Source organism: Mesorhizobium sp. 1M-11 (assembly GCF_001303895.1).
Taxonomy (GTDB): Bacteria; Pseudomonadota; Alphaproteobacteria; order Rhizobiales; family Rhizobiaceae; genus Mesorhizobium.
Window position 1 is genome coordinate 231,751 of sequence record NZ_LJSD01000029.1, and the last position, 8,250, is coordinate 240,000.

General features: G+C 61.5%; 6 protein-coding genes and 2 rRNA genes (1 of these 8 only partly in view). 2 read left to right on the forward strand and 6 right to left on the reverse strand.

Features of this window, described 5'->3' with window-relative positions; genetic code table 11:
* The first annotated feature begins 136 nt into the window (after nucleotides 1–136).
* The gene (locus AO692_RS13050; protein WP_054310482.1) at nucleotides 137–1,519 is read left to right on the forward strand and encodes a sodium:solute symporter family protein; all 1,383 of its coding nucleotides are present in this window, start codon (nucleotides 137–139) and stop codon (nucleotides 1,517–1,519) included.
* Between the two features lie 10 nt (nucleotides 1,520–1,529).
* Nucleotides 1,530–1,973: a cytidine deaminase gene (locus AO692_RS13055; protein WP_054310483.1), complete on the forward strand. Its 444-nt coding sequence runs from the start codon at nucleotides 1,530–1,532 to the stop codon at nucleotides 1,971–1,973.
* A 103-nt stretch (nucleotides 1,974–2,076) separates the two neighbouring features.
* On the opposite strand, the gene nadC is transcribed toward AO692_RS13055, so the two are convergent.
* From nadC to AO692_RS13085, 6 genes are all read right to left on the reverse strand, one after another.
* The gene (gene nadC / locus AO692_RS13060) at nucleotides 2,077–2,925 is read right to left on the reverse strand and encodes a carboxylating nicotinate-nucleotide diphosphorylase (RefSeq protein ID WP_054310484.1); all 849 of its coding nucleotides are present in this window, start codon (nucleotides 2,923–2,925) and stop codon (nucleotides 2,077–2,079) included.
* Between the two features lie 3 nt (nucleotides 2,926–2,928).
* Complete coding sequence (locus tag AO692_RS13065) at nucleotides 2,929–4,470, reverse strand: L-aspartate oxidase (protein WP_054310485.1); 1,542 nt, start codon at nucleotides 4,468–4,470, stop codon at nucleotides 2,929–2,931.
* Complete coding sequence (nadA, locus tag AO692_RS13070; protein WP_054310486.1) at nucleotides 4,467–5,441, reverse strand: quinolinate synthase NadA; 975 nt, start codon at nucleotides 5,439–5,441, stop codon at nucleotides 4,467–4,469. Before nadA ends, AO692_RS13065 begins: the two co-directional genes overlap by 4 nt.
* An 81-nt stretch (nucleotides 5,442–5,522) precedes the next feature.
* Nucleotides 5,523–6,470 carry a hypothetical protein gene (locus AO692_RS13075; protein ID WP_054310487.1) on the reverse strand — a complete coding sequence of 316 codons (948 nt, stop codon included), beginning with the start codon at nucleotides 6,468–6,470 and terminating at the stop codon, nucleotides 5,523–5,525.
* A gap of 503 nt (nucleotides 6,471–6,973) precedes the next feature.
* Nucleotides 6,974–7,088: ribosomal RNA gene (gene rrf, locus AO692_RS13080) — 5S ribosomal RNA — on the reverse strand.
* Nucleotides 7,089–7,263: 175 nt separating this feature from the next.
* Nucleotides 7,264–8,250: ribosomal RNA gene (locus AO692_RS13085) — 23S ribosomal RNA — on the reverse strand; it runs 1,813 nt beyond the window's last position.

Sequence of the window (8,250 nt, forward strand, 5' to 3'; positions counted from 1 at the left end):
GTCTCCAGCACTTGCAAAAAAGATTTTTGTATGTGACGAATTTAATCACTGGCCGTCAAGCCATTTGTGGTCCAACGGCGCCGTGGGAAGCGTCGCATCGGTCCGGTCGCTCGGCCGGAGAAGCAGGGAGTGGGAAATGGGAAGCTTCGATATAGCGATCGTCGTGCTTTATCTGGCGGTCGTCACCGTCATCGGCCTGTTTTATGCGCGCACCATCAAGACCGAGGAGGACTACATCGTCGCCGGCCGTCGCATGGGGCCGCTGTGGCTGACCATTTCAGCGTTCGCCTCCTGGACCGGACTGGCAGGCCTCTTCGGCACGCCGGAAATGGTGGTTCGCTACGGCATTTCAGGGACGTGGTGGTGGTTCACCTTTCCGATCGGCCTGCTGTTGATGGGCATCTTCATTGCCAAGATCGTGCGCCAGCGCATGCATGTGACAACGCCCGACATCGTGGCGAGCGACTATCCCAACTCCGTACGCGTCGCTGCCTCGCTGGTGACAAGCTGGAATTATCTCGCCTGGGCCGCGGCACAGGTGTTCGGCATCAGCATGATTTTCACGCTGTTTTCCGGCATGGACCCGACCACCGGCGCAATCGTCGCCTACCTAGTGGTCATCGTCTACACCATGCTCGGCGGCTTCCTCGCCGTGGTGGCGACCGACGTGCTGCAGGCCGTCATCTTCCTGATCGTCATCGGCGTCGTCGCGCCGCTGATCGTCGTCTTCGGCCCCGGCGTCTCAGGCGTCTACGAAGCGACCCGGAGCATTCCCGATTTCTACAACCTGTTCGGCAACGTGCCGCCCGCGACGCTTTTCGTGTGGTTCCTGCTTTTGCCGGCAGGCTTCATCGACACCATCGGCTTTCAACGCGTCTTTGCCGCCAACTCGCCCGACACCGCGCGCAAGGGACTGATCAACGGCTTCGTGCTGATGGCGGTCTTCGGCGTCATCCTGACGTTTCTTGGCATCGCTGCCAAGGCGCTGCTGCCGGCAGACACCAATCCAGTGAACGCCATGCCGGACCTGATGCGGCAACTGCTGCCCTCCGGGCTCATCGGCCTTCTGGTCGCGGCTTTCCTGGCGGTGGCGATGTCGACCGCGAGCACGACATTGCTGGTGACCGCAACGACCTTGCAGCGCGACGTGATCTCGCGTTTTCGCCCCGACGCATCCGATGGCGAGAGGCTGTGGACCAGCCGCATCCTCCTGCTTCTCCTCGGTCTGATCGCTCTCGCCGTCGCCTTGACGGTGCCGAGCGTGGTGACCATCCTGATGCTCGGTTTCTCTGTCTATGTACCGGGGCTGCTGCTTCCAGTGTTGTCGGCCACTTTCGGCTGGCGCATCCCAGTCTGGTCGATGCTGACGACGATCATCGTCGGCGCCGGTTCGACCGCGGTTTTGGTGCTCGCCGGTGAGCCCGGTGGCGTTCCGGCGTCGCTCGTGGGCTTTATCCTGTCCGCCATCCCCTTCGTTGCCGGCCTAGCGACTCGCCCGAAAAAACACGGGACAGCATAGGAGAAGACAGATGATCGCATGCCGTTTCCACGAGCTTTCAAAAGCTGACCAGGATCTCGTTACCGCTGCCTCCGAGGCGCGTGAAAAAGCCTATACGCCTTACTCGAACCACAAGGTCGGCTCGGCCATCCGAACCAAAACAGGCAGGATATTTGCGGCTTGCAATGTCGAGATCGTCACCCTGCAGCAATCGGTTCATGCCGAACGCAACGCCGCGATGATGATGGCCGCCGCCGGCGAGCGCCAGATCGAAGCGATCGTGTGCCATGGGCCTTACTCGGGCGTGCCATGCGCCGAGTGTCGGCAGGTGATCTGGGAGTTCTGCTGCGACGACCCGGAGGTCCGGATCATCGGTTCGACACTCGACGGCGAAATCGAGCTTATGAGCATCGGCGAAATCTATCCGAGCCCTTACGGGCCTGAAACCAAGGGGATAGATCCTCGAAAATTCTAGATCAATTCCAGGAAAAATGTGTAGCGGTTTTCCGTTCGGAATTGGGTAAAAACAAAAAGTTAGAGCGTTTCCGCTTTCGGAAACGCTCTGGAAGGCCGGCTCCCTATTCACAGTCCAGTCCGATGTCGAGGATCGGCGCACTGTGGGTCAGCCAGCCCACGGAGATCATGTCGACACCGGCTGCGGCGATTGCCGGCGCGGTCTCCTGAGTGACCCGACCCGAAGCCTCGGTGACCGCCCGTCCGCCGACCAGCTGTACGGCCTGCCTCAGCATATCCGGAGCCATGTTGTCGAGCAGCACTGCATCCGCGCCAAGCTCGAGCGCTTCCCGCAATTGTGCGAGCGTGTCCACCTCGATTTCGATCTTGACCAGATGGCCGGCATTGGCCTTGGCCCGCTCGATTGCCGGGCGGATGCCACCCGCGATCGCGATGTGGTTGTCCTTGATCAGCATCGCATCGTCGAGTCCGAAGCGGTGGTTCGAGCCGCCACCCGCCCGCACGGCATACTTTTCGAGCGCGCGCAGGCCGGGTGTGGTTTTGCGTGTGCACACGATCTTTGCCTTGTGACCACGCACCGCATCGACGATGCCGGCCGTGGCGGAGGCGATGCCGCTGAGGTGCGACAGGAAGTTGAGCGCCACGCGTTCGGCGGTCAGAAGCCCGCGCGCCGGCCCTGCGAGGGTCGCGATGACGTCGCCGGCTTCTACCCTGCTTCCATCCGCGCGTTCGATTTTCACGACGATTTCGGGATCGATCAGGGTGAAGGCGAGGGCTGCCAGGTCGAGGCCGGCGACAACGCCGTGCTGGCGCGCGGCCAGGACCATTTTTCCGGAAGCGTCCGACGGTACGATCGCTTGAGTGGTTATGTCGCCGGCGCGGCCGAGATCTTCCAGCAAGGCAGCTCGAACCATCGGTTCGAGCATGAGCAGGGGCAAAGGGGACAGTGACATGGATCAGGCACTCCGGGCCAAGGGTAGGGGATCGAATTCAGCGGCTGCGTTCAGAGCCCTCTCGACGGTCAGCCGCGAGCGGCGGGGTGCCACGGCTTGATCGGGAAAATCGCTGCGAAAATGCGCGCCGCGGCTTTCCTCGCGCCGGAGCGCCGAGACAGCCATCATCAGCGCGACCGCTGCCGGGTCGGCACAAGCGCTCCCGCCGATCGCCAGAGGCGCCAGACGGCGGATCGCATTGCCCAGGCCTTCGGCGGTTCGCACGACACCAAGGCTTTCCGAGACGATGTCGCGGACAACTCCAGGGTCCGGCGGCGGCAGCAGCCCTGTCGGAGGCGTCTTGACGATACGCGACGAGGTTGCCGAAGCCACGCTGTGGGCCACCCATTCAGCGGACACGGCGGCCTCGGTCAGCGAATTGCTGGCAAGCCGGTTGGCGCCATGAAGTCCGGTCGATGCGACTTCACCGCAGGCCCACAGACCGGGCACGGAACTGCGGCCCTCGTCGTCCACCGCAATGCCACCCATATGGTAATGGACGGCGGGGCGCACCGGGATCGGCTCGCGTGACGGATCGATCCCGGCCTCGTGGCAGAAAGCGGCGATGGCCGGGAACCGCTCCGAAAAGCGGGCGCCGAGACAACGGCGCGTATCGAGAAAGACCTTGTGCCCGCGGCCAAGATGCCGGGATACTTCACGCGCGACGATATCGCGGGGAGCGAGTTCGCCGCCGGGCAGGTCTGCAAGGAAGCGCTCGCCTTTCTCATCGATCAGCACGGCGCCTTCACCGCGCACCGCCTCGCTCACGAGCCGCATCGGGCGCACCGGCCCATCGAGCGCCGTAGGATGGAACTGCACGAATTCGAGGTCGGCGAGTTCAGCGCCCGCCCGGGCGGCAAGCGCCAGGCCTTGCCCAAAGCACCCGAGAGGATTTGTCGTGTCGTGGTAGAGACCGCCGATGCCGCCGGTGGCTAGCACGATGCGATCGGTTGCAAGCACCGCGCCGCCGGTTTCGCTGGTCGCCACGACCCCGGCGACGGTGCCGTCCTCGACGACAAGCCTGCGCGCTGCGAAACCTTCAAGCACCGTAATGGAAGGCGCGGCGCGCACGGCCGCAATCAGCGCCCGAACGAGTTCCCGTCCTGTGGCGTCGCCTCCGGCATGAACGATGCGCCGGCGACTATGCGCGGCTTCGAGACCGAGAGCCAGGCTCCCGTCCACCATGCGGTCGAAGGCGACACCGAGCCGTTCCAGCTTTTCAATGACTTTGGAAGCTTTTTCGAGGATGCGCTCCACGACGGAGACATCGCACATGCCGTCGCCGGCTCTGCGTGTGTCGGCTGCATGCAGTGTCGGGGAATCGTCGCTGCCGAGCGCGGCCGCCATTCCACCTTGCGCGAGAGCGCTCGACGCCTCGGCGCCAAGTGCGGTGGCAGACATCAGCACGACTGGCCGCGGCGCAAGTTCCAGTGCCGTCATCAGACCGGCGATGCCTGCGCCGACGACAACGGGCCGGTTGGCGAGGTGATTGAGATCAAGGATCATACCGCGAGCATCCGCTCCACCGCGAGTCGGGCGCGGACCGCGACGGCCGGATCGATCGTCACCGGATGACGCATCCCCTCCAGCGCCGCGCGGATATTGGCAAGCGTGATGCGCTTCATGTGCGGACAGAGATTGCAGGGACGGATGAATTCGACCTCGGGGTGTTCGATGGCGACATTGTCGCTCATCGAGCATTCGGTCATCAGCACGACGCGCGCGGGTTTTTCCTGGCCGACATAGTCGGACATCGCCGCGGTCGAGCCGGCGAAATCCGCTTCGGCCACGACCTCCGGAGGGCACTCGGGATGAGCGAGCACGATAATGCCGGGATGGGCGGCGCGCAGCTCGCGAATATCGCCCGGCGTGAAGCGCTCATGCACCTCGCAATGGCCTTTCCAGGCAATGATCTCGACATCGGTCTGATTGGCGATGTTCTGCGCCAGATATTCGTCGGGCAGCATGATGACGCGCGGCACGCCGAGCGATTCCACGACGGCCTTGGCGTTGCCCGAAGTACAGCAGATGTCGGACTCCGCCTTCACCGCTGCCGATGTGTTGACATAGGTGACGACGGGAATACCCGGATGACGCTGCCGCATCAGCCGGATATCGTCCGGCGTGATGGAATCGGCCAGCGAGCAGCCGGCGCCCATGTCGGGGATCAGCACGATCTTTCCCGGATTGAGCAGCTTGGCGCTCTCGGCCATGAAGTGCACGCCGGCAAGAACGATCACATCGGCCTCGACATCCATCGCCTTGCGCGCCAGCGCCAGGCTGTCACCGACGATGTCGGCCACACAGTGGAAGATCTCCGGCGTCTGGTAATTATGCGCCAGGATGACGGCATTGCGCTCGAGCTTGAGGCGCAGGATCGCATCGATATCGCCGGAGAAGACCGGCCATTCGATGGCCGGGATGAAGCTCGCAACACGACTGTGCAATGCGGCCGCAGCGGGGGAGATGGCAGTCATGGCAATCCTTATTATGCTCATGTGGAGTATAATAAGGACATATGCTTACCATGAGCATAAGGGGTGTCAAGAGTGGATCTGTTATTTGGTGCCGGCCGACGGCCTTTCGTCCAGCACGGCGTGGCGAAAGCGGAACAGCTTCGCCGGCCGTCCACCGGTGTCGGAAGACATCTGGCCGGTCTCTTCAACGAGATCCTGCTGTTCGATCAGCCTTCGGAAATTCTGCTTGTGGACGGTGACACCGGCCAGGGCCTCGACCGTCCGCTGCAGCTGCAGCAGCGTGAAGACCGGCGGCATCAGTTCGAAGACGACCGGCCGGTATTTGATCTTGGAACGCAGCCGCGCAATTCCCGTGGCCAGGATACGGCGATGGTCGGCGATCATCGCCGGACCGGGTATCAGCGCGCCGTTCGCTTCGCGTCCACGCATTGCCTCTTCGACCAGCCCGGCTTCATAAAGAAGCTCATAGCGCTGCAGGCAGAATTCCTCGTTCCAATCGTGGTCGTCGAAGCCGAAGGCGATCGCTGCCCTGCGACGCCGTTCTCCGCAGAAAGTCGCGTCCACAGCCCCGCTGGCCCACGCCAAAAGTCGCGGCTGGAGGATCTCGGTCACCAGCAGAGGGATACCGGCCCGGCGGTCCTCCCACGGAAAGAAATCGTACCAACTGCGCCATGCACGTTTGGGAGAGCCTGCGACCTGGTCCATACGCGCCAAAGCCAGATAGCTGATGGAGATCACCCGTTCCTGGCGTTCGTCACCGATCCGATCGCGGTCGGCAAATGTATAAAGCTGCTCTATATATCCGAGCCGGTGACCGGTCTGCTGCTCCACCCATGTTCTGAGACCGAACTGCAGCGATCGGTGTCCAAGTTCAAAAGGGCCTGAAGGCAGGCCGTTTGCCTCGCCGATGGTGAGGACACGGGGCTCCTGATCGGCCACGGCCACGACAACGGCGATGAGGTCCACGCTTACGTCATGGTCCTTGCCGGCCCGTTCGCGCTTCCCTGTTCTTGTCGCGTTATCCTGCATGTTTTCCTGAGATATATCAGTTCTGATCCATCGTTTTGTCAGTGTCCAGTACGAGAAGACCTGCTCTTTGTGCGAATCCCGTTCGGGGAACTCTAGAGCAATTCCGGCAGAAGTGCGCAGCGGTTTTGCGTCCGGGATTGCTCGACAAACAGGAGCCAGGGCAGTGCCGGGATTCAGCGAAAGGCGGAAATGTTCCGGCGGGCTGGAAAGTGAAAAGCAGGTGGAGGCGATCGTTGTGCTGCAAGAGCAGAGGGTGCCCGGATCGTCCTCGACAAACCGCCTGAACGGAAGCGTACATGGCAAGAGAAGGATCGACGCGCTTCGAAAGCGCTCGAGCTCGTTCTACGAGAGCCTGCGGATTCGCGAAAAACGCCTCGCCAAGCGTTCGCGCGGTGCGCGAACCGTTGGGTTTCCATTTTGCCGAGGAAATGCTGAAACGGCCGAACCGATCAGGCAAGGTCCAGTAAGACAAAAGAATAAAGAGAATTACGTGCGTTTGGCAGACCTGGCAGCGACCTACTCTCCCGCGTCTTGAGACGAAGTACCATTGGCGCTGGAGCGTTTCACGGCCGAGTTCGGAATGGGATCGGGTGCAGCCGCTCCGCCATAACCACCAGGTCGGCGAAACGCACGTATGAGAAGCTGTATTTGTGCCATTGGCGTCTTGCAGTTTTGCTACGGGCGTTGCCCGCAAGCGCGACTGCGCGTCGCCGGTCATCCGGCGCCCTCGCGGAGCATAGGCCCTTTAGGGCCGCTCATGCGTGAGCGCTGGTGATGGACATAAGGAATGAGAACGATCAAGCCGATCGAACTATTAGTACCGGTAAGCTTCAAGCGTTGCCGCTCTTCCACACCCGGCCTATCAACGTGGTCGTCTTCCACGGTTCTCAGGGAATACTCGTTTCAAGGTGGGTTTCCCGCTTAGATGCCTTCAGCGGTTATCCCGTCCGTATATAGCTACCCTGCTATGCGGCTGGCGCCACAACAGGTCCACCAGAGATACGTCCATCCCGGTCCTCTCGTACTAGGGACAGATCCTTTCAATATTCCTACACCCACGGCAGATAGGGACCGAACTGTCTCACGACGTTCTGAACCCAACTCACGTACCGCTTTAAATGGCGAACAGCCATACCCTTGGGACCTGCTCCAGCCCCAGGATGCGATGAGTCGACATCGAGGTGCCAAACAACCCCGTCGATATGGACTCTTGGGGGTCATCAGCCTGTTATCCCCGGCGTACCTTTTATCCGTTGAGCGATGGCCCTTCCACACGGGACCACCGGATCACTATGACCGACTTTCGTCTCTGCTCGACTTGTCAGTCTCGCAGTCAGGCAGGCTTATGCCATTGCACTCAGCGAACGATTTCCGACCGTTCTGAGCCCACCATCGCGCGCCTCCGTTACTCTTTAGGAGGCGACCGCCCCAGTCAAACTACCCACCATACATTGTCCCGGACCCGGATAACGGGCCGCGGTTAGACATCCATAGTAATAAGGGTGGTATTTCAAGGGTGGCTCCACCAAGGCTGGCGCCCTGGCTTCAAAGCCTACCACCTATCCTACACATGCCACTACGAATGCCAATGTAAAGCTATAGTAAAGGTGCACGGGGTCTTTCCGTCTAACCGCAGGAACCCCGCATCTTCACGGGGAATTCAATTTCACTGAGTCTATGCTGGAGACAGCGGGGAAGTCGTTACGCCATTCGTGCAGGTCGGAACTTACCCGACAAGGAATTTCGCTACCTTAGGACCGTTATAGTTACGGCCGCCGTT

Bases quoted from the DNA above. Each gene is read 5' to 3' on its own strand.
- nadA (WP_054310486.1), bottom strand. From the start codon at position 5,441: ATGACTGCCATCTCCCCCGCTGCGGCCGCATTGCACAGTCGTGTTGCG.
- AO692_RS13055 (WP_054310483.1), top strand. From the start codon at position 1,530: ATGATCGCATGCCGTTTCCACGAGCTTTCAAAAGCTGACCAGGATCTC.
- AO692_RS13075 (WP_054310487.1), bottom strand. From the start codon at position 6,470: ATGCAGGATAACGCGACAAGAACAGGGAAGCGCGAACGGGCCGGCAAG.
- AO692_RS13050 (WP_054310482.1), top strand. From the start codon at position 137: ATGGGAAGCTTCGATATAGCGATCGTCGTGCTTTATCTGGCGGTCGTC.
- AO692_RS13065 (WP_054310485.1), bottom strand. From the start codon at position 4,470: ATGATCCTTGATCTCAATCACCTCGCCAACCGGCCCGTTGTCGTCGGC.
- nadC (WP_054310484.1), bottom strand. From the start codon at position 2,925: ATGTCACTGTCCCCTTTGCCCCTGCTCATGCTCGAACCGATGGTTCGA.